Genomic DNA, 22227 nt, shown 5'->3' on the forward strand with positions numbered 1-22227 from the left:
GGTGATAATCAGTGGCATACAGATTATCACCGTCTGACTCTGGCTAATGATTAATCCAGCTAACAATTAACGTTGTGCCAATTTATCTGACGTTAACCGAGTATCTTCCGCCTGACAAGCCGCGGCGGTAAACAATACATCAGTAGAAGAGTTCAGCCCTGTTTCAGCAGAGTCCTGTAATACGCCAATGATAAAGCCTACCGCAACGACCTGCATGGCAACTTCATTAGAAATACCAAACATACTGCACGCCAACGGAATCAACAATAATGATCCTCCCGCAACGCCTGAAGAGCCACATGCGCCAATAACTGAAACAACACTTAACAATATTGCCGTAGGAATATCTACTGTTATTCCCAGCGTATTTACCGCCGCCAGTGTCAATACAGTGATAGTCACTGCCGCTCCAGCCATATTGATGGTCGCTCCCAAAGGGATAGAAACGGAATAAGTATCTTGATCCAAATTCATCCGACGACACATGGCCATATTGACGGGAATATTCGCTGCCGAGCTACGCGTAAAGAACGCCGTGACGCCGCTTTCACGCAAGCATTCAAAAACCAAAGGATAAGGGTTACGACGAATTTTCCAATAAACAATCAAAGGATTAACGATCAGCGCAACGATAATCATGCAGCTAATTAGTACCGTTAGCAGGTGAGCATAACCCAATAGAGTATCAAAACCCGTTGTAGCAATGGTTGAAGATACCAGACCGAAAATACCGACAGGGGCCAGACGGATAACAACACGAACGAGTTTTGTCACAGCTTCTGATAAGTCTTGAACCAGTAACTTAGTTGACTCATTAGCGTGACGTAAAGCTATCCCCAAGGCAATTGACCATGCCAGAATCCCGACATAATTTCCCTTTAAGATTGCATCAATCGGATTGGCAACGATGTTGAGCAACACTCCTCTCAGCACTTCAATAATATTTTCTGGTGGTGATATCTGAGCATCATTTGCCACCAATGCCAGCGTCGATGGAAACAGCATACTGCCAATGACGGCCACAACCGCAGCTAAGAAAGTGCCAATCAGATACAAGAACAGTATGGGGCGAATGTTACTTTTCTGACCTGCCTTATGATTTGCGATCGAAGACATGACCAAAACCCATACTAAAACAGGCGCTACCGCTTTTAGTGCCCCGACAAAGAGATTTCCTAACAGTTCAACTGACTTGGCCGCAGAAGGCGCCAACCATGCCAGTAATACCCCCAGAATTAATCCAAGTAAGATTTGTTTTACTAGGCTTCCTTGTGCAATATATTGCACAAAGCCTTTTTGTTGTTTTTCCATAGTCTATCCATTTGGTATTTTTGCTCGATGAGCCTGATGTTTTTGTGTTTGCTTTCCCGAGGATAAGGAAATTAAGAAAACCGCAAAGAATAACTAGTTGCAATATACAGAGTACGCAACATTTGATAACAAGTTGATTACATTTGTGTGATCAAAACATCAATTTTCCCATTAAAATAGCCTCATGGAGTAAAAACCATTACGATCAAAATCATTATTTTTCTTTATATTCATAAAGTTAAAAAATAACACTCTCAATAATGATCACAGATTATTTTTCTGTTACCAAAAGTGCGGATAGATTACTTTTCGGCGCAAGGCGCTCAACAGGAATGGATTTAACTGGCAAAAAACATAAATTCAACCCATCCGCAGGTAAAATGGGGTATTCATGTTATTTTATAAAACTTTAATAAATAATTAATCAAACGATATATCCGGGTGAATTTAATTTCACATTTTGACTAATGTTCAATTGATCACCAAAATTTTCTGTTTCGCCAGTGCTGATTTTGTTAAAGTGTCGTAGTCAATCTTTATGCCACCTTGAAGGGATTTTGAGAGCATTTTATGACAGCGGATATTTAATGCTTTGTGTTTACTCAGCATCCAATAGAAATTCACCATAAATGCACCATAAAAGTAAGATGAAGTCCTTAACCGGCGTTTTAGGAACATTTGATGGAAATTGTAACAGACCTTATTTATGCACTTTGGCACCAGGATTACGAAACACTGGCTAATCCATCGTTAGTATGGGCAATCTACATTCTGCTATTTATCATCCTGTTTCTGGAAAATGGGATATTACCTGCCGCATTTTTACCGGGCGATAGCCTATTGATATTAGTCGGCGTCTTAATCGCCAAAGACACCATGAGTTTTCCAGTGACATTAGTCATTCTGACCACCGGTGCAGGCCTTGGCTGCTGGGTTGGATATCTTCAGGGGCGGTGGCTTGGCAATACCAAATTAGTTCAGGGCTGGCTATCACATCTCCCCGCCCATTATCATCAACGCGCACATAATTTATTCCACCGTCATGGCTTATCCGCCTTGCTGGTAGGACGCTTCCTTGCTTTTATCAGAACTTTACTGCCAACACTGGCGGGCCTTGCGGGGCTGAAGAGCGGACGCTTTCAGCTATTTAACTGGCTCAGTGGGTTCTTGTGGGTGGTTATTCTTACAACATTGGGCTATATACTGGGTAAAAGCCCTCTGTTCCGTCAGTACGAAGAGTATCTGATGAACTTTCTGGTACTGTTACCTGTGTGTCTGTTACTTATCGGCTTAATTGGCAGTCTGACAATCATTTGGCGCAAGAAACGCTCCAATAATACCCTTTCATAATCCTTCATTTTTCCTGTGGTATTTTTCCTGTGATTGGTATTGCGGAGAAATATACCGCAGGACATCCTGCTTGGTTACCCACTGCATCTTGTCCATTAAACTGCTACGTTTATCCACTTAAACAGTATTTAAGATTAATTTGCGATATATTGTGACAATTTTTCATCTATTCTCACTTTAAACTCCTTATAAAAGCGACTATGGTAGAAATTCAACCATCGTATATTTAAGGAGACAGGTCATGCCACAGAAAAAAAATTCTGAAGATCTACGTGCTGAATTGCAATCCCTTGCGGATACTCTGGAAGAAGTGCTCAATAATTCTGGTGATAAATCAAAAGCGGAACTGGAAAAACTGCGTAGCAAAGCAGAAAAAACGCTGAAAGATGCGCGTGTTACGCTCAATGATGCCAGTGATAAACTGATTGATCAAACGAAAGAACTTGCAGGTCATGCGGATAATTATGTCCGTGAAAACCCATGGACAGGCGTTGGTATTGGTGCAGCCGTTGGCATTGTCTTAGGTGTATTGCTATCAAGGCGCTGAGATGACTCCACCATCCCATTCACAAGGCCCGGGAAAAGGGCTATTTGATACTTTACGGCGGGTAGCAGCGATTATTGTTCGCATGGTTGAAACGCGTATCCAACTCGTTGCAGTTGAGTTGGAGGAAGGTGCAGCGATGCTGGCACAACTCCTGCTAATGGTAGGGTTCACATTGTTATTTGCAGGTTTTGGCCTGATGTGTTTACTCATGCTGATATTCTGGGCCATCGATCCTGCTTATCGGGTAACGGCAATGGTTATTGCTGCCGGAACACTACTGATTCTCGCCGTATTTAGTGCAATCTGGACGGTCAGAAAAGCCCGAAAATTCACTTTTTTTAATACAACCCGCGAACAACTGCAAATTGATCGCAAAATGCTGGAGGATGATCATCATGAATAAATCGTGGCATCATCAACGAAAATTACGAAAGCAACAGTTATTAAAAGAGATCCAGCAGCAACGTCAGTCACTTTCTGCTTACAGCCGGCATTGGCTTGATATCACACAGCCCTATGATAAAGGCTGGCAGGCTCTCCTTGTCTTCAGACCCTATGTCGCCATCGGTGCTGGCATTACCTTGTTTTATGGGTTATGTCGCCATCCGCAAAAATTTTATCGTTGGTCACGCCGAATGATCAGTATTTTTGGTGTCATAAAAACGATACGAAACACGCTGAATAAATATTAGCCAACAAGCCTCAATAACTAAACCTCAATAGCTCACCTTCAAAAAAACTGCATTAAATTGTTAGTATTCTTTACTATCAACAAATAACGCCTCTCCTTAGAATGCCACCATCAGATAATGATTAACAAATTGTGCTTTTTTGTCCATTTTTTGGTCATTTTAATCTAGGCAGACAACTTATTTATCGTTACCCGCAGTATTCTTGGAGACAATAATGAAAAAATTTGAAGATAGTGGCTTGCTGATCGCTCGTATTTTAATATCCGTTCTTTTCATCATCGCAGGATATGGAAAATTGGGTGATGCCTATGCGGGGACGCAAGAATTTATGGAAGCCATGAAAGTGCCAGGAATTTTACTGCCATTAACAATTTTGCTTGAACTCGGTGGCGGGCTTGCTGTGATGTTCGGCCTGTTAACGCGTACCATATCAGTATTTATATTTATTTTCTGTATCCTGACAGCAGTACTGTTCCACAATGATTTTTCAGATGGAATGAACCTGACGATGTTCCTGAAAAACTTCTCCATTGGTGCAGGCTATCTGATGCTGGCAATGATGGGACCGGGTAAATTTAGTCTTGATGGTGCACTGAAGAAAAACTGGTAATAAATAATACAAAAGCCCCTTGCTGATTATTCAAAGCAAGGGGCTTTTTTTATTTCTTCATAAATAGTTTGGGAATTTCACGCAAGCACCAAGATTTGGCTTCTCCCATACTATCTCGCCGCCATGCCATGATGATGTTGGTTTCATGGCTATATTCTGAACCAATCACACGTAACCGACCTTCAGCAATATCCTGTTCTACCATCGGATATGGCATCGTCGCCACTCCCAATCCCTCCAAAAGCGCCCGGCGCTTGTCTTCCAGTGAACTGACCGTCAGACGCCGTTGTTTATCCAATAACTGAACCGTCAATACAGGACGCTCCCGGGCTGTATCAGCTACCGCGATCCCACGGTATTTCACCCGTGTGGCATCAGACAATGGTTCAGGTTCATGATGGATAGGATGATCCACACTGGCAACATAGACGTTGTTAATAGAATAAAGTGCACGTGAATTTATTTCAGCCGAGGCTCGGTAATGGAGGTCCGGTGCAATCACAATGTCAGCATGTCCCGTTTCCAGGCGTTCCCAAGCCCCTGCCAGCACTTCCGTTATTAACGAAAGCTGAGTGTTCGATTTTTTTGCCAATCGATCCACAAGAGGAAAAAGCGATGAAGTCGGAAACAAAGCTTCACATACGATAGTCAGATGCGTTTCCCAACCACGAGCAAGTGCTTCCGCATCTGCTGTCAATTTATCCGCCGCCTCAAGCAATAACCGCCCCCGCTCCAGCAGCATCCGGCCAACATTGGTAAATTTCGTGCGATGACCGGAACGATCAAACAGCACCACGTCCAGCTCTTCTTCCAACTTCTGCATGGTATAACTCAATGCAGAGGGAACCCGCCCCAATTCATCCGCTGCCGCCGCAAAACTTCCCCGTCGATCTATCGCATCCATGACTCGCAGGGATTCCAATGTAAGCGCACGTTCTTTGCCCATATTTTTCTCAATCAGGAATTTTGAATATAGCCACCAGATTAACTGGCTAACATTTCAACGTCCAGATAATTAAGATCGGGACTAATAGGTTTATTGGTTAACGAGATGACAGCTATGATGATAACGAGAACAACAAAGCAATGCGGTAAAGCCGATTATGGCTGGTTACAAGCTCGCTATACTTTTTCATTCGGCCATTATTTTGACCCAAAATTTTTGAACTATCGGGCGCTGCGAGTCCTTAATCAGGAGGTTTTAGCGCCTAACGCCGAATTCCAGCCCAAGTCTTACCCCAATGTTGATATTCTGAATATTATCCTGCAAGGAGAAGCTCAATACCGTGACAGCGAAGGAAACCATTTCCACGCAAAGCAGGGGGATTGTCTGCTGTTTTCTGCCCGTCAGGGCATTAGTTACAGTGAACGCAATTCCAGTGCCAAAATCCCCCTTACACGATTGCAGCTCTGGCTTAATGCCTGCCCCCAGCAAGAACCCCTGCCATTACAACATAAAGTTCTGCCAAATGTACCATTAACATTGCTGGCTTCTCCTGCATCAGAAAACAACAGCATGTATCTGCGCCAACAGGTATGGATAAGCTATCTTGCGGTGAAAAGCCATGATAGACAAACTCTGGCTTTGCGGGGCAAACATGCCTACCTGCAATCAATCAGTGGCAATGCCCGTATTCACGGCAATAAAAATAATAATCTTGAGATTAAATGTGGTGATGGCGTTTTTATTCAGGAAGAACAGGAAGTCACATTGCTGGCAGATACCCCATTCCGGGGGCTGTTGATTGATTTGGCTGACTGATTCAGCACAATTTTCTTTCTTCCCGGAAATAAATTAGCCCTATAAAGCATTTGCTCTATAGGGCTGAATTTGTGAAGTTGACCGATAAGCCGGGTTCTGTCTTGGACAGCCATTCATCTAGGCCAGCACTTGCGCACTGGCTCAAGCAACCTACCCGGGTTCGGTACGGGCCGTACCATATGAACCCCTATTTGGTCTTGCTCCGGGTGGAGTTTACCGTGCCACGAACTGTTACCAGTCGCGCGGTGCGCTCTTACCGCACCCTTTCACCCTTACCTGATCCCAACTTTCTTTTTGCAAAAAAAGCCGGGCCATCGGCGGTTTGCTCTCTGTTGCACTGGTCGTAGGCTTTCACCTCCCAGACGTTATCTGGCACCCTGCCCTGTGGAGCCCGGACTTTCCTCCCCTCTATCTTCTCCCGAAAGAAAGTTCTCCCGAAAGAAAGATAAAGCGGCGACTGTCTGGTCAACTCCGGCGCGGATTATAAGAGGTTTGCTATCCAATGTATAGGGGTTTTCACGCGTCTTCTTCAATTTGATCAAGCGCATGACGATACAGAGCATTTTTCTTCACACCGTGGATTTCCGCAGCCAATGCCGCTGCCTTTTTCAATGGCAGCTCTTTTTGCAACAATGCCAGTGTCCGCAGAGCTTCCAACGGTAAACTATCTTCTGCCGGTTTACGATACCCTTCCACAATCAGCACCATTTCACCCCGACGGCGAGTTTCATCTTCTTTGACCCATTCCAGAAGCTCACCCACAGGCATCCCCTGAATGGATTCCCACGTTTTAGTCAATTCCCGTGCCAGTACAATATAGCGATCTGAACCCCACACTTTCACAATATCTTCTAAACTGTCCAGCAACCGATGTGTCGATTCGTAGAAGATCAACGTGCGTGTTTCTTGCGCCAATTCACGCAAGGTATCTTGACGCCCTTTACTTTTTGCAGGAAGGAAGCCTTCATAGCAGAAACGATCGGACGGCAGGCCGGCAGCAGACAGTGCCGTAATCGCTGCACAGGGACCCGGCAATGGGACTACCTTGATGCCTGCTTCACGACAACGACGAACAAGATGATAGCCGGGATCGTTGATTAAAGGTGTGCCTGCATCAGAGACTAATGCGATGCTCGTTCCTTGTTCCAGCTTCGCAATTAATTGATCTGCTTTTTGCTGTTCATTATGATCATGAAGTGCGAACATGCGCGCATTAATGGCAAAATGTTGAAGCAACAGGCCAGTGTGTCGCGTATCTTCGGCTGCAATCAAATCGACATGTTTAAGAACTTCAAGAGCACGCTGAGTTATATCCCCCAGATTTCCAATAGGGGTTGGCACAACATACAGCGTGGATGTCGTAACCGCTGCTCGATTGGTTTGATTCATTGTTTCATCCGAATGACCGATTTAAAATTGAGCATCTTTGAAAAAAACATCACTGGATACAGTATGCTTCCCTCAATTTTTGTGCGTTTCAAAACTGTTTTAGTCTACACAGCCCTGCTGTCGACTATGATTATTGCAGGGTGTACCATGCCCGAACGACAAGGGCAACCAACTTCTCAGCCTCAAGACAAGATCAGCGCAGAGATTAACCGCTATCAGGCCATTATTGACGCAGCCCATAACCAACCATCACTTGATGTTATCCGTGCTTACATCGCACTGGAGCTTCATGCGACAGATGAAGCCGTCCGCCAGAAGAATATCGATGAGACATGGCAAGTTCTGACGCATCTTTCTCCACAACAACTCAGTGAGTTGGTGATTAACGCCAATGAATATACGTTGCAGGGCTGGCTTGATTTACTCAATGCTTACCAGACTAATAAACAGGATCTCGATAAATTGCGTTCTGCCATCCACGATTGGCAAATCCGCTATTCAAATAATCCTGCCGCACATAGCTTACCTACTGAACTGCAACAAATGCTGCAAAAATCAAAAGATGGTCATGCAACCATTGGGCTGTTCCTGCCTTTGAGCGGTCAGGCAAAAGTGTTTGGTGAAGCTATTCGTCAGGGTTTCCTTGATGCACAAAAAGGGTTGCCAAAGCCGTCATTGCCAGCCAATGTGACAGATTCAGGCAGTAACGATACAACCAACGCGGCACGTCCCCAGAATGCAGACGTCACTGCGGCGGTATCAACACCAGAAGGAGAATCAGTTACTGGTACTGCACCGCTTGCGGATGAAACGAACCCATCATCTTCAACCGAAATTTCAGCAACCACAGCCTCTTCCACAATCAATGATGCCCCGGTTAATGATCAGGCCGTAAAAATCTATGATACCAACAGCCAGCCACTCGCAAATCTACTCGCGCAAGCTGAGCAAGATGGCGTGACATTGGTTGTAGGGCCATTATTGAAACCTAATGTGGAACAATTGGTACAGGTTGAGACGCCATTGAATATTCTGGCCCTCAATGAATTGGATGTGCCACAAGTACGGCCGAATATCTGTTATTTCTCACTGTCTCCTGAAGATGAAGCGAAAAGTTCTGCCATGCACATCTGGCAGCAACAGAAGCGTAAGCCCCTGATCTTAATACCTCGTGCCGATTTAGGCAGCAGAGTTGCAAAAGCCTTTGCAAAAGAGTGGCAGGAACTGGGTGGCCAAACGGTATTACAGCAAACTTTCGGGACTACGGGAGAAATGAGGCAATCCATGAACCGTGGCGTTGGCATTCGCATGTCTGGCACACCGGTTCCGGCCAGTGCTTCTGTGACAGAGACTGCTCAGGACAATACCAATGCACAGGTTATTTCCCCAGGTTCTGCCAATGGCCCTGTGGATGCGGTTTACATTGTTGCAACAGCGGATGAACTGTCAATTATTAAGCCAATGATCGATATGGCGATCAGTTCCCGCAAAAAACCCGCTCTTTATGCCAATTCACGCAGTAATAAATCAGGTTCAGGCCCGGATTTCCGATTAGAAATGGATGGCATGCAGTTCAGCGATATCCCATTGCTGACAGGTACGAACGTTCCGCTGATACAGCAAGCCGCCAAAAAATTTACCAATGATTACAGCCTTATGCGCCTTTACGCAATGGGGATAGATGCATGGTCACTGGCAAATCAGTTTACGCAGATGCAACAGGAGAGCGGTTTCCGTTTGAATGGCGCATCAGGGGAACTTTCTGTCACAGATAATTGCATTATTTCGCGACAGCTACCCTGGATGCAGTTCAGCAATGGCCGTATCACACCTGAAAATTCCAATCGTGTGGGAAATAGCACTGACAGCATAAATAACCCCGACAATGTGAACGATTCAGATAATGTGAATAATTCAGGTCAAAGTAATGCGGTACAATAAGCACCGTACTGACGTAATAAATAACGCGAATACATGACGTGAGTACAGGCGCGCTCAACTGTTGGCGCGCCTTCAGCTTCACTGACTGTAAATCAATAGATATCATGTTTTATTGGTTATTTCAGGATGAAAAAACTAACAACTAATAGCTATGCGCTGGGACGCCATTACGAACATCAGGCTAAACAGTTTTTGCAGAAACAAGGGCTTGCCTTTATTGCAGAGAATGTGAAAATTCGTGGTGGGGAAATCGATCTGATCATGCGTGATAAACACACATGGGTATTCGTTGAAGTCCGTTTCCGTCAGAACTCACAATACGGTGATGCCATTGCTACAATTACCAAAAACAAGCGTAAGAAGCTGTTGCATACAGCCGCTGTTTGGTTGTATCAACGCAATGAATGTCTGGAAACGGCCTCGTGCCGCTTTGATGTTTGTGCGATAACAGGTCAGAAATTTGAATGGCTGAAAAATGCTTTCACCCTGAATGAGAATCTATTCCTGTAGATTCTCAGTTTTCTCGCTAAATAAATATACCCAATATACATAGGTCATAACGTGCTGGATAGAATTAAAGTCTGCTTCACAGAAAGTATTCAAACTCAGATCGCAGCAGCAGAAGCATTACCCGACGCAATATCACGCGCCGCAATGATGCTGGTTCAATCACTGCTGAACGGCAACAAAATTCTTTGCTGTGGTAACGGCGGATCTGCCGCAACCGCACAACGTTTTGCCGCCAGCATGATAAATCGCTTTGAAACAGAGCGCCCAAGTCTGCCAGCGTTGTCACTGAATACTGATAATGTGGTGATCACTGCCATCACCAGTAGTAAACAGCCTGACGAAATCTACGCCAAACAAGTCAGAGCATTAGGGCATGCCGGCGATGTCCTGCTCGCCATTTCTACGCATGGAAACAGCCGGGATATCATCAAGGCAGTGGAAGCGGCTGTTACGCGTGATATGACGATTGTTGCGCTGACTGGTTACGATGGTGGAGAAGTGGCGGGATTACTGGGGCCGCAGGATGTTGAAATCCGGATCCCTTCACACCATAGCATCAGGATCCAAGAGGTTCATATGTTGACAATCAATTGTCTGTGCGACTTAATCGACAATACGTTATTTCCTCATCAGGATGAATAAGGAGCCGACTAATGCGATTATTTTCTCTATTATTGGTATGTTTCAGTGCAATGTTATTACAAGGATGTATTGGCGCCGCTGTCGTGGGTTCTGCCGCGATTGCGACAAAAGCAGGTTCAGATCCACGGACTATCGGGCAGCAAGTTGACGATACAACTTTGGAAGCCCGGATCAGCAATGCGATTAGCAAGGACCCGCAAATTAAGGCACAAGCCCGAGTAGTCGTCACTGTATATCAGGGTAAAGTTCTTTTGACCGGGCAAAGCCCCGATATGGCTCTGGCTGATCGGGCAAAGCAGATTGCTTCAAAAGTTGAAGGCACCGACGTGGTATATAACGAGATCCGCCAAGGCAACCCGGTTGCTCTGGGTACTGCCTCCGCAGACACTTGGCTGACAACCAAAGTTCGTTCGAAAATTTTAACCAGTGATGCAGTCAAATCTTCCAGTATCAAAATAGTGACTGAAAACGGTGAGGTCTTCTTGTTCGGCATTGTGACTAAACAAGAAGGGGCCGCCGCAGCGAAAATAGCCAGCGAAACCAGTGGCGTCAGACGCGTGACAACAGCCTTTACTGACCTCAACTAAAGAACTCTATTCAAACGCTCAACGACAGCCTATAAGCGGCACAAATCAGTGCCGCTTTTTTATTGGTTTCCAACTTTTACCTTCGTTTATTTTCTATCTCAAATTATGTTGCTTTAGGAAATGCTCTCCCCCCATTAACTGCATTTGCCGTAAAACCCATCGCTGACGTTGCAATATATAGGCAGAAGGGGCATTGACCTTATAACGGTGAGGATTTGGCAATACAGACGCGAGCAAGGCAGCTTCAGATGCGGTCAATCGGCTGGCGGGTTTACCGAAGTAATGCTGAGCCGCTTCTTCCACACCAAAAATGCCATTGCCAAAATCAGCAATATTGAGATAGACCGTCAGGATACGCTTCTTTGACCACAATAATTCCAGTACTGCCGTCATTCCCGCTTCCAATCCTTTTCTTACCCAACTGCGTCCTTCCCACAAAAATAAATTCTTGGCGGTTTGCTGAGAAATCGTCGATGCTCCCCGCATGCGCGACTGATATTTTTTGTTATGCTCCATAGCAGTTTCGATAGCATCAAAATCAAATCCCCAATGTTTTGGGAATTTTTGATCTTCGGCGGCAATAACGGCTAATGTCATATAAGGCGAAATTTGATTCTGATCTACCCATGAAGAACGAGAAACATAAGATAAATTAATTGACATTAAGGCACTCATTTGTCGCTCTATCATCACCATAGAAAACGGCACCGGCAGAAATGAAAACGCGATTACAGCAACAAACCATAGAACTGTGATCCATACTGCAATTCTTTTCAGCCAGCACCACAATATTGAAAAAGGATTTTTCATCCGCTTACTCAATCATTTCCAATATTTTCCTAACCAATTTATCAATACCTTTTTCTGCCTGGGACAAAGACTCTGCGAGCATATAGGCCGGGGTTGTTACAATTTTGTTTTCAAAATCAACGACAATGCCGTCAACAGGACATTCAACGTGTATGCCGCCCATTTTCTCTATTTGTGCAGCCGTTTCAGGATCATTACCTATGGTGACTTTTATCGGTTTGCCTAATATTTTAGGTACCATAACAGGCGAAATGCACATAAACCCCATAGGTTTGCCTTGTTGATGCATTCCCTGTATAATACTTAACAATTCTTTATTTATTTCGCAATCTGACCCTTTAAATGCGAAATTACATAAATTCTTGGCTGCGCCAAATCCTCCCGGAATAATTAAAGCATCCAACTCATTAATATCAACTTGCGATAAAGGTTGTATATTTCCCCGTGTTATACGGGCGGATTCTTCCATTACATGGCGGCTTTCTTTTTTCTCCTCTCCATTTAGATGATTAATAACATGATGTTGTACCTCATCAGGTGAAAAAAAAGACACTTCAGCGCCAAGACGGCTTAAAGAGAGCATAGTCAGGACTGATTCGTGAATTTCACTTCCATCGTACACTCCGCAACCACTCAATATAACGGCAATAGATTTCATATTTCTCTCCATTTGTAGTAGATTAATGCTTAACCCCTTAGAGGGTTAAACACCAATCTTCATCACAGATTTTAATGAATCTTGTAACAAAAAATCTTATCTTTGCTATGTTGGTACCTGTGTTCTGTGTAGAAGAATTCTTTCATTACTCGCATCGAAAATAAATCTTAGATAAGCGGGTAAACAAGTTTCCCTGGTGTTGGCGCAGTATTAGCGCACCCCAACTTCGGTTGGGGTTATTTTTTTGTAGCGTCCGACAACCAATTTCTCAATATTTCTATATCATTCTTCCACTCCAGCTTTAACTCATCCACCCATTCCTGCACATTATTCCACCATGCCGGTAAATCAGGTGATTGAATCTGCTGGGCCAACTGCTGCAAATGACGCAATCCAACAGAACCCGCCGCGCCCTTGATCTTATGCGCCTCTTCCGTAATGCCTTTTTGATCTCTGGCAGTCATGTTCGAATCCAGTAAAGCAAGGTAACCGGGCATCATGGTTTCGAAAATAACCAGATTGTCAGCAATCATCTTTGGCCCAACCAATTCGATATACTGGTTAAGCAATTCCATATCGAGCCGTTCTTCATCTTTCTTCACAATATCAGCCTCTGGTAATTTGCTTTCAGAATCAGATGTCTTACCCCAATATCTTTCCATCGTGGCAATCAGCTCCTTGACAGAAAGCGGCTTATTGAGAACGTCATCCATACCGGCATCAAGATATTCTTTCTTATCCTTTAACACATTGGCTGTCAGGGCGATTAATGGAGGTAAGGATTGAGAGGAATAACGCTGGTGTAACTGACGCGCAATATCAAGCCCTGTCATATCCGGCAATTGGATATCCAGCAACACCAAGTCATATTCATCAGGATCAAACATCGCCAGCGCATCATGCCCGTTCATAGCAACATCGACACTATTTCCCAATTTCTCCAATACAGAGCGGGCAACGATGACGTTCAGTTCAATATCTTCCACCAGTAAAATATTGAGGGCAGGCAATGGCAAGGCATCTTGCTCTTCTTTTCCTTCAGGATGTTCATCAATGGCCGGGGCAACCACAGACAAAGTAAAGCAAGAGCCTTGATTTGGCGCACTTGTCACGACAATGTCTCCTCCCATGCTTTGAGCAAGGCGTTTCGAGACAGCCAGACCAATCCCTGTTCCTGTCGCGGGGCGGCCGCCAGCACTGTCTGTCACCTGATAGTACATGGCAAAGATCTTTTCCAGCTCATCAGAAGGAATACCGATGCCTGAATCCGTAACTTCAAATAACAACCGCTCTCCTTCTTCACGCCAGATACGCACCCGAATTTCCCCTTTAGGCGTAAATTTCACGGCATTGCTAATCAGGTTCCATAAAATTTGCCGCAGGCGAGTTCCATCGGTCAAAACCTTAGCAGGCAGTGACGATGCAGGTTCCAGTACGAATTTAATGCCTTTCGGCTGTGCCAGTAATCCCGAGATATTCTCCAAATCCACCATAAAGCCAGTGAAATCGATCGGTTGATTGTCCAACTGGATTTTACGCCGCTCAATTTTATCCAACTCGATAATATCATTGAATATATTCCCAAGAGTAATGGCACTAACATGGATAGTTTCCAAATATTTACTCTGCTCTGGTGTCAAGTCGGTATCCATCAGGATCCGGCTCAAGCCAACGATGCCATTTAAAGGCGTACGAAGCTCATGGCTAATCGTAGAGATAAAAGTGGTCTTATCCCTGCTGGCATTCTCCAAAGCGTCCTGATAGCGCTTACGCTCCGTTATATCCCGTCCGAATCCCATTAATCCATGCCGCTTTCCAACGCGATCATAAAAAGGGACTTTTCTGAGTTCAAAACAGGCTTTGCGCCCATCGGGATAAACCAGCCATTGTTCGTAAGTCAGGGAGACATTGTGGCGAAATACTTTTTCGTCAGTTTCCATCACCTTACTGGCAATTTCTTTATCGTAAACTTCCGTCGGAGTCAGGCCAATAAGCTGTTTTTCACTTCTGCCAGTCAGCAGTTCCATCGCTCGATTACAGCCGGAAAATTCATTATCTTCATTGCGGTAATAAACCAAATCCGGAGAAGCATCTAAAAATGAACGCAATAGTACGGATTGCTGTTCAAGCTCAATTTGCGTTTTTTCGCGATGCTCCATTTCCAATTTAAGTTTATCCAGCAATATCAGATGCGCTTTTTCCGCTTTTTCCCTGTCGCTGATCTCCTGATTCAATTGAGCAATATTTTCTTTGAGTTGCAGGTTCAAAATAGCATCACGCTGACGCATCTCTTCCAGCTTATCGACCAGACTGGATAAACGCTGGCGGGACTCTTCAAGTTGCTCCACAACGATAGAAAGAAAGTAAACGGCCCAAGGGGTAATCACCAAACCAAAAAAGATAGAGCGAATTAAATCAATACGCTGTACTTCCCCATGCAATACAAATGTCACTGCCATTTGCATAACCATCGCAAGAATAACCAGAGCAGATGCAAGCAGTATCGAAAAACGCACCAATCCCAGCTTCATCATCAAATCTACATAATATCGGGCAAGCCCTCGAATCAGCTTCATAACCATTCCCAGTAAAATAATTTCCAGTAAAGTCACCGGATTGAATCATAACGTAAAAAAGGCTCAACTTCGTTGAGGGATATCACTCCTAATCCGCAAGGGAATAAAAGCACACAAAAATAGAATAATTATTCATTTGATTTTTCCGCCTCTTTTTTAGCTCAAAAAACAATCAATCATTTATTCTTATCAAACATAAAATACACAATAAAATTTTCATAAAATGAAAAAATCCAGATTAAAACACTGGTAACGTCGTATTTTAGAGCATATCTAAAATAGATAATGCGACAATTTTAGTGATATAGCTCACACCACCTTAGACTCATGATCTTGGTCACAAAACACAAAACAACATTATTTATTATTTAAATTCAATTATATAAACAAATCATCATTGCAATAAACGTCATTTGACACTATTTGACCTGCTCTCTTTTTACCGTTAAGTTGGGAATTCACTGAAAATCACCAGCCGGATAATCACTCGGCTCATATTTATGCAGTAACACAACATCATTTTGATTTACCGCTTGTTATTGCCAATAAAGTTATTGTTAATAAAACAAGTGGCGATTGACTGAGGGCGCAAATCAGACGCCTGTAGAAATAATATATCTATATCATCTCGCGAGTGATGTGAGAGCTGGACAGAACTTGGGGAGCTTTACAATGTTGTATGATAATTTGCAGGAAAAAGACAACTGTGGTTTTGGATTAATCGCGCATATTGAAGGAGAGCCAAGCCACAAAGTGGTGCGCACTGCCATACATGCACTGGCTCGGATGCAGCACCGGGGCGCGATTTTAGCAGATGGAAAAACTGGCGATGGTTGTGGCTTATTAATGCAAAAGCCCGATCGTTTTTTTCAGATGATTGCCAACGAGCATTCATGGCGGCTAGCCAAGAACTATGCAGTCGGTATGCTGTTTCTGAGTCAGGATGCCAAAATAGCTCAATCATGCCGTGACATCATTGAACAAGAATTACAAAACGAAACCTTATCTATTGTGGGTTGGCGGGACGTTCCCATCAATCGCGATATTTTGGGGAATATTGCCCTATCAAGCCTGCCCCGCATTGAACAGATTTTTGTCAATGCACCTGCCGGATGGCGCTCGCAGGATTTAGAACGCCGGTTATTCGTTGCCCGACGTCGTATAGAAAAACGCATCACTGACAATGATTTTTATATTTGCAGCCTGTCTAATCTGGTCACAATTTACAAAGGGCTGTGCATGGCTGCGGATTTACCCCGTTTCTATCCAGATTTGGCCGACTTGCGGATGGAATCTTCCATCTGTTTATTCCACCAGCGTTTTTCGACCAATACGGTTCCCCGCTGGCCTCTGGCACAACCGTTTCGTTATCTGGCGCATAATGGGGAAATCAATACCATTACAGGCAACCGCGAATGGGCTAAAGCGAGAGCCTATAAATTTCGCACGCCATTAATCCCTGATTTGCATACTGCGGCACCTTTCGTGAATGAGACAGGCTCAGACTCCAGTTCATTGGATAATATGCTGGAGCTGTTCCTCAATGGCGGTATGGATTTAATTCGCGCGATGCGACTGCTGGTTCCGCCTGCATGGCAGAATAACCCTGATATGGATGATGACCTGCGCGCATTCTTCGATTTCAATTCCATGCACATGGAACCGTGGGATGGCCCTGCCGGCATCGTTATTTCCGATGGACGCTATGCGGCCTGTAATCTGGATCGCAATGGCTTGCGCCCTGCCCGTTATGTGATTACCAAAGATAAGCTGATTACCTGTGCTTCTGAAGTAGGTATTTGGGATTACCAGCCCGATGAAGTCGTAGAGAAAGGCCGCGTTGGGCCGGGTGAGTTAATGGTCATTGATACCTATGCAGGCCGCATTCTTCATTCCGCTGAAACGGATAATGATTTGAAACTCAGGCATCCTTATAAAGAGTGGTTAGAGAAGAATGTTAAGCGTTTGACCCCATTTGAGGAATTGCAGGAAGATCAAGTGGGCCAAAGGAGTTTGGATGATCGGCTGTTGGCAACTTATCACAAGCAATTTGCCTACAGTAATGAGGAACTGGATCAGATTATCCGTACCCTTGGTGAAAATGCCCAGGAAGCTACCGGTTCAATGGGAGATGATACGCCGTTTGCCGTACTATCCAGCCGTCCGCGCATTATCTATGATTATTTCCGCCAACAATTTGCCCAAGTCACCAACCCCCCCATCGATCCACTGCGTGAAGCCCATGTGATGTCATTGGCTACCCGCATTGGGCGAGAAATGAATGTTTTTTGTGAAGCAGAAGGGCAAGCGCATCGACTGAGTTTTGAATCTCCGGTTCTGCTCTATTCTGATTTCGTGCAGCTCACTACGCAGCAAGAGTCCTATTATCGTGCTGATACGCTGGATTTAACCTTCAACCCACAGGAAACCAGCCTTCAAAGTGCAGTTGCAGCCTTATGTGAAAGTGCGGAAAAACTCGCCCGTAATGGCGCAGTATTACTGGTGCTATCCGATCGTAATATTTCACCGGAAAAGCTGCCAATCCCTGCACCAATGGCTGTAGGCGCTATTCAGCACTGTTTGGTTGAGAAAAACCTGCGCTGCGATGCCAACTTGATCGTAGAAACGGCCAGCGCGCGTGATCCACATCATTTTGCTGTATTGCTGGGCTTTGGTGCTACTGCTGTTTACCCTTATCTGGCCTATGAGTCACTGGGAAAAATGGTGGATGATGGCACAATCAACACGCCATATGCCCGCGTTATGCTGAATTATCGCAACGGGGTTAATAAAGGGCTGTATAAGATTATGTCCAAAATGGGCATCTCCACTATCTCTTCTTATCGCTGCTCTAAATTGTTCGAAGCTGTCGGCCTGCATCCTGAGGTGACAGATGTCTGTTTCAATGGGGTCGTCAGCCGTATTGGAGGGGCGGATTTCAGCGATTTTGAACAAGACCTGCGGAACCTTTCCAAACGCGCATGGCTACATCGTCACACCATCGATCAGGGCGGGCTGCTGAAATATGTCCATAATGGGGAATACCACGCTTATAACCCTGATGTCGTCAATACCTTGCAGGCTGCGGTTCACAGCGGCAAGTACAGCGATTACCAAAAATATTCTGCATTGGTGAATGGACGCCCTGTCACAACACTGCGGGATTTACTGGCTATTGCACCGAAAGGCGAGCCGATAGCCATTGAAGAGGTTGAACCCGCAGAAGCCCTGTTCAAACGTTTTGACACGGCTGCCATGTCGATTGGGGCGCTAAGCCCTGAAGCTCATGAATCGCTGGCAGAGGCGATGAATACTTTGGGTGGTTTCTCCAATTCTGGCGAAGGCGGGGAAGATCCCGCTCGTTACGGCACAAAGAAAGTTTCCCGCATTAAACAGGTCGCATCGGGTCGATTTGGCGTAACACCCGCGTATCTGGCGAGTGCCGATGTGATTCAGATAAAAATCGCACAGGGCGCAAAACCGGGGGAAGGCGGTCAGTTACCGGGAGATAAAGTAACGCCTTATATCGCCAAATTGCGTTATTCCGTACCGGGAGTCACACTGATTTCGCCACCACCACATCATGATATTTATTCTATCGAAGATCTGGCTCAACTGATTTTCGATCTTAAGCAAGTGAATCCGAAGGCGCTGATTTCAGTGAAACTGGTTTCAGAGCCGGGAGTAGGCACGATTGCCACCGGTGTCGCCAAAGCCTACGCCGATCTGATTACTATTGCCGGTTATGACGGAGGAACCGGTGCGAGCCCTTTGTCTTCCGTGAAATACGCCGGTTGTCCGTGGGAATTAGGGCTTGTGGAAACGCAACAAGCGCTGGTCGCCAATGGATTGCGCCATAAAATCCGCCTTCAGGTTGATGGGGGATTGAAAACAGGTCTGGATATCATCAAGGCTGCTATTTTGGGGGCGGAAAGTTTTGGTTTTGGCACTGGCCCGATGGTGGCCCTCGGCTGTAAGTATCTGCGTATCTGCCACTTAAATAACTGTGCGACAGGCGTTGCGACGCAAGATGAAAAACTGCGCCAGTCTCACTATCACGGCCTGCCAGAAAGAGTCATTAATTACTTTCACTTTATTGCGCAGGAAACACGTGAGCTGATGGCGCAATTAGGCGTGAAGCGGCTCATTGATTTGATTGGCCGAACAGACCTGCTGGAAATACTTGAGGGGATTTCTGCCAAACAAAATAGGCTCAATCTCGAGCCTTTGCTGGAAACCGCAGCGCCTCACGCAGGCAAAGATTTACACTGTACGGAGGATAACCCTCCCTTCGATCAAGGTGGGTTAAATAAATCTATTGTCACTCAAGCCATGCCTTATGTGGAAAATGCGCAGAGTAAGACGTTCTATTTTGATATTCAAAATACTGACCGCTCTGTGGGGGCATCACTCTCTGGCGAGATTGCGGCGCGATATGGCGACCAAGGGTTAGCGGCCGATCCGATCAAACTGCACTTCACCGGTACCGCCGGGCAAAGTTTTGGCGTCTGGAATGCAAGTGGCGTCGAATTGACCTTAACCGGCGATGCCAATGACTATGTCGGTAAGGGTATGGCCGGAGGCAGAATTGTTATCCTCCCTCCTGTTGGTTCAGCCTTCAAGAGTAACGAAGCCACCATTATCGGCAATACCTGTCTTTATGGCGCGACAGGTGGAAAATTATTTGCCGCAGGGCGTGCGGGTGAACGCTTTGCTGTACGTAATTCCGGTGCCATCACTGTGATCGAGGGGATCGGCGATAACGGCTGTGAATATATGACCGGCGGCATCGTCTGTGTTCTCGGCAACACTGGCGTCAACTTTGGTGCAGGCATGACCGGCGGATTCGCTTACGTGCTTGATGAGTCCGACGATTTCCGCAAACGTGTTAATCCAGAGCTGGTGGAAGTTCTCTCCATGGATGCCCTCGCCATTCACAAGGAACATCTGCGGGGATTAATCACTGAGCATGTTCGTCTGACGGGTTCTCAATATGGCGAAAGCCTATTGGAGAATTGGTCACAATGGGTCAATAAATTTGCGCTGGTTAAACCCAAATCCAGTGATGTCAGCGCGTTGTTGGGACACCGTAGCCGTTCTTCTGCGGAATTGCGGGTTCAGGCACAGTAAGGAGTCAATAATGAGCCAGAATGTTTATCAGTTTATCGACTTACAGCGTGTCGATCCGCCGAAGAAGCCGTTGAAAATCCGAAAAATAGAATTTGTGGAAATTTATGAATCATTTTCAGAAATTCAGGCGCAGGCACAAGCAGATCGTTGTATTGCATGCGGGAACCCGTATTGTGAATGGAAATGTCCCGTACATAACTACATCCCAAACTGGCTGAAACTTGCCAATGAAGGGCGCATCATCGAAGCAGCAGAGTTATCACACCAGACCAACAGCTTGCCAGAAGTCTGCGGACGGGTTTGTCCACAAGATCGCCTGTGTGAAGGCGCCTGTACGCTGAATGATGACTTTGGTGCAGTCACTATTGGCAACATCGAACGCTATATTAATGACACAGCGATAGCCATGGGTTGGAAACCAGATATGTCACATGTCACCCCGACTGGCAAACGGGTGGCGGTGATTGGTGCAGGCCCTGCGGGATTGGCCTGTGCGGATGTCCTCACCCGTAATGGCGTACAGGCCGTGGTTTATGATCGCCATCCTGAAATCGGAGGTTTGCTCACATTCGGCATTCCTGCTTTCAAACTGGAAAAAGAGGTGATGATTCGTCGCCGCGAAATGTTCTCCGATATGGGGATCGAATTCCGCTTAGATACTGAAATCGGTAAAGACATCTCGCTGGCCGAACTTACAAAAGAATTTGATGCTGTCTTTCTTGGCGTAGGCACTTACCAATCCATTCACGCCGGGCTGGAAAACGAAGATGCAGACGGGGTATATGATGCGCTGCCTTTTTTAATCGCCAATACTCGTCAGTTGATGGGCTACTCTTCTCTACCAGAACAACCTTATGTTGATATGAAAGATAAGCGTGTTTTGGTTCTGGGGGGCGGTGATACAGCCATGGACTGCGTCCGTACTTCAGTTCGCCAGGGCGCGACGAGCGTTATCTGTGCCTATCGCCGGGATGAAGAAAATATGCCCGGTTCCCGCCGGGAAGTGAAAAATGCTAAAGAAGAAGGTGTTGAATTCCGTTTCAATCTTCAGCCAATGAGTATTGAGGTTAATAGCACTGGACAAGTGTGTGGCGTCAGGGTTGTGAAAACCCAGCTAGGTGCCATGGATGCAAAAGGCCGTCGTGAAGCCGAAATCATTCAGGGTTCTGAATTCCTGATAGAAGCTGATGCGGTGATTATGGCGTTTGGTTTTAAGCCTCACACGATGAGCTGGCTGGACGAACATCAAGTCGATCTCGATCAAAAAGGACGCATTATCGCCCCTGAATCCAGTGAATTACCTTTCCAGACCAGTAACCCCAAAATATTCGCAGGTGGAGATGCAGTACGCGGTTCTGACTTAGTAGTAACTGCAATCGCCGAAGGCAGAAGAGCCGCTTCCAGCGTTCTTGATTATCTTGAAGTGTAATACTTAATTTTCCCTCTTTATTTCCCCCTATTTTCTCCGGCAGAAAGCCGGAGAAAATTTCAATAAATTAAAAGAATCCTGTTTTTTTATTTTGTTCTTACTACCACACTGATTTTAATTTTTGGTTTTATGCGATTATTCTTATATCCTAAAGTCAAATATTCCAATTTAATCTCCCACTCATTACAGCAACACAACAATAGTGCAATACCGTAATACAGCAACAAGGTTTATTTTTTTCGAAAAGAAAACTTCTCAGTGTAACTGATTAAATAGAACTGAA

The 22227-nt window shown here is 45.3% G+C and carries 18 protein-coding genes and 1 other RNA gene; 12 read left to right on the top strand and 7 right to left on the bottom strand.

The window, feature by feature from the left end; translation table 11 throughout:
- Nucleotides 1–66: 66 nt before the first annotated feature.
- On the bottom strand, nt 67–1311 hold the full coding sequence (gene sstT / locus AAC854_RS03770) for a serine/threonine transporter SstT (protein ID WP_340615944.1): 1245 nt from the start codon (nt 1309–1311) through the stop codon (nt 67–69).
- 681 nt (nt 1312–1992) lie between these two features.
- On the opposite strand from sstT, the gene AAC854_RS03775 reads away from it, so the two are divergent.
- The 5 genes from AAC854_RS03775 to AAC854_RS03795 all read left to right on the top strand — a co-directional run bounded on the left by AAC854_RS03775 (nt 1993) and on the right by AAC854_RS03795 (nt 4510).
- A complete protein-coding gene (locus AAC854_RS03775; protein ID WP_273548812.1) occupies nt 1993–2661 on the top strand; it encodes a DedA family protein in 669 nt (222 codons plus the stop codon).
- Nucleotides 2662–2902: 241 nt separating this feature from the next.
- Nucleotides 2903–3208: an ElaB/YgaM/YqjD family protein gene (locus tag AAC854_RS03780; protein WP_273548813.1), complete on the top strand. Its 306-nt coding sequence runs from the start codon at nt 2903–2905 to the stop codon at nt 3206–3208.
- A 1-nt stretch (nt 3209) separates the two neighbouring features.
- Nucleotides 3210–3611, top strand: a complete 402-nt coding sequence (locus AAC854_RS03785; protein WP_340615945.1) for a phage holin family protein — start codon at nt 3210–3212, stop codon at nt 3609–3611.
- A complete protein-coding gene (locus AAC854_RS03790; protein ID WP_340615946.1) occupies nt 3604–3900 on the top strand; it encodes a YqjK-like family protein in 297 nt (98 codons plus the stop codon). The genes AAC854_RS03785 and AAC854_RS03790 overlap by 8 nt, the downstream gene beginning before the upstream one ends.
- Before the next feature lie 214 nt (nt 3901–4114).
- On the top strand, nt 4115–4510 hold the full coding sequence (locus tag AAC854_RS03795; protein ID WP_340615947.1) for a DoxX family protein: 396 nt from the start codon (nt 4115–4117) through the stop codon (nt 4508–4510).
- Nucleotides 4511–4559: 49 nt separating this feature from the next.
- Here the strand turns inward: AAC854_RS03795 and AAC854_RS03800 are convergent, their stop codons facing one another.
- Entirely contained in the window at nt 4560–5456 is an 897-nt protein-coding gene (locus AAC854_RS03800) for a LysR family transcriptional regulator (protein WP_340615948.1), read from the bottom strand.
- Nucleotides 5457–5570: 114 nt separating this feature from the next.
- Between AAC854_RS03800 and AAC854_RS03805 the strand changes: the two genes are divergently transcribed.
- Complete coding sequence (locus tag AAC854_RS03805) at nt 5571–6272, top strand: pirin family protein (RefSeq protein ID WP_340615975.1); 702 nt, start codon at nt 5571–5573, stop codon at nt 6270–6272.
- Nucleotides 6273–6341: 69 nt separating this feature from the next.
- Here the strand turns inward: AAC854_RS03805 and rnpB are convergent.
- Together rnpB and rsmI are read right to left on the bottom strand one after the other, a co-directional pair.
- Nucleotides 6342–6745: RNase P RNA component class A (rnpB, locus tag AAC854_RS03810), an RNA gene on the bottom strand.
- Nucleotides 6746–6788: 43 nt separating this feature from the next.
- Nucleotides 6789–7661: a 16S rRNA (cytidine(1402)-2'-O)-methyltransferase gene (gene rsmI / locus AAC854_RS03815; RefSeq protein WP_340615949.1), complete on the bottom strand. Its 873-nt coding sequence runs from the start codon at nt 7659–7661 to the stop codon at nt 6789–6791.
- Nucleotides 7662–7724: 63 nt separating this feature from the next.
- On the opposite strand from rsmI, the gene AAC854_RS03820 reads away from it, so the two are divergent.
- The 4 genes from AAC854_RS03820 (at nt 7725) to dolP (ending at nt 11341) form a co-directional block, all read left to right on the top strand.
- On the top strand, nt 7725–9602 hold the full coding sequence (locus AAC854_RS03820) for a penicillin-binding protein activator (protein ID WP_340615950.1): 1878 nt from the start codon (nt 7725–7727) through the stop codon (nt 9600–9602).
- 126 nt (nt 9603–9728) lie between these two features.
- Nucleotides 9729–10112, top strand: a complete 384-nt coding sequence (locus AAC854_RS03825) for a YraN family protein (RefSeq protein ID WP_340615951.1) — start codon at nt 9729–9731, stop codon at nt 10110–10112.
- A gap of 51 nt (nt 10113–10163) precedes the next feature.
- Nucleotides 10164–10754, top strand: a complete 591-nt coding sequence (gene diaA / locus AAC854_RS03830) for a DnaA initiator-associating protein DiaA (protein WP_047964279.1) — start codon at nt 10164–10166, stop codon at nt 10752–10754.
- Nucleotides 10755–10765: 11 nt separating this feature from the next.
- Nucleotides 10766–11341: a division/outer membrane stress-associated lipid-binding lipoprotein gene (gene dolP, locus AAC854_RS03835; protein WP_340615952.1), complete on the top strand. Its 576-nt coding sequence runs from the start codon at nt 10766–10768 to the stop codon at nt 11339–11341.
- Between the two features lie 93 nt (nt 11342–11434).
- Here the strand turns inward: dolP and mtgA are convergent, their stop codons facing one another.
- The 3 genes from mtgA to arcB all read right to left on the bottom strand — a co-directional run bounded on the left by mtgA (nt 11435) and on the right by arcB (nt 15385).
- Nucleotides 11435–12151 carry a monofunctional biosynthetic peptidoglycan transglycosylase gene (mtgA, locus tag AAC854_RS03840; RefSeq protein WP_340615953.1) on the bottom strand — a complete coding sequence of 239 codons (717 nt, stop codon included), beginning with the start codon at nt 12149–12151 and terminating at the stop codon, nt 11435–11437.
- Nucleotides 12152–12155: 4 nt separating this feature from the next.
- Nucleotides 12156–12809: an isoprenoid biosynthesis glyoxalase ElbB gene (elbB, locus tag AAC854_RS03845; RefSeq protein WP_340615954.1), complete on the bottom strand. Its 654-nt coding sequence runs from the start codon at nt 12807–12809 to the stop codon at nt 12156–12158.
- 236 nt (nt 12810–13045) lie between these two features.
- A complete protein-coding gene (arcB, locus tag AAC854_RS03850) occupies nt 13046–15385 on the bottom strand; it encodes an aerobic respiration two-component sensor histidine kinase ArcB (protein ID WP_340615955.1) in 2340 nt (779 codons plus the stop codon).
- Between the two features lie 672 nt (nt 15386–16057).
- Between arcB and gltB the strand changes: the two genes are divergently transcribed.
- A complete protein-coding gene (gltB, locus tag AAC854_RS03855) occupies nt 16058–20515 on the top strand; it encodes a glutamate synthase large subunit (protein WP_340615956.1) in 4458 nt (1485 codons plus the stop codon).
- A 10-nt stretch (nt 20516–20525) separates the two neighbouring features.
- The gene (locus AAC854_RS03860) at nt 20526–21944 is read left to right on the top strand and encodes a glutamate synthase small subunit (RefSeq protein ID WP_340615957.1); all 1419 of its coding nucleotides are present in this window, start codon (nt 20526–20528) and stop codon (nt 21942–21944) included.
- The last annotated feature ends 283 nt before the right edge of the window (nt 21945–22227 follow it).

It is taken from the genome of Xenorhabdus entomophaga, from assembly GCF_037996725.1.
Taxonomy (GTDB): Bacteria; Pseudomonadota; Gammaproteobacteria; order Enterobacterales; family Enterobacteriaceae; genus Xenorhabdus; species Xenorhabdus khoisanae.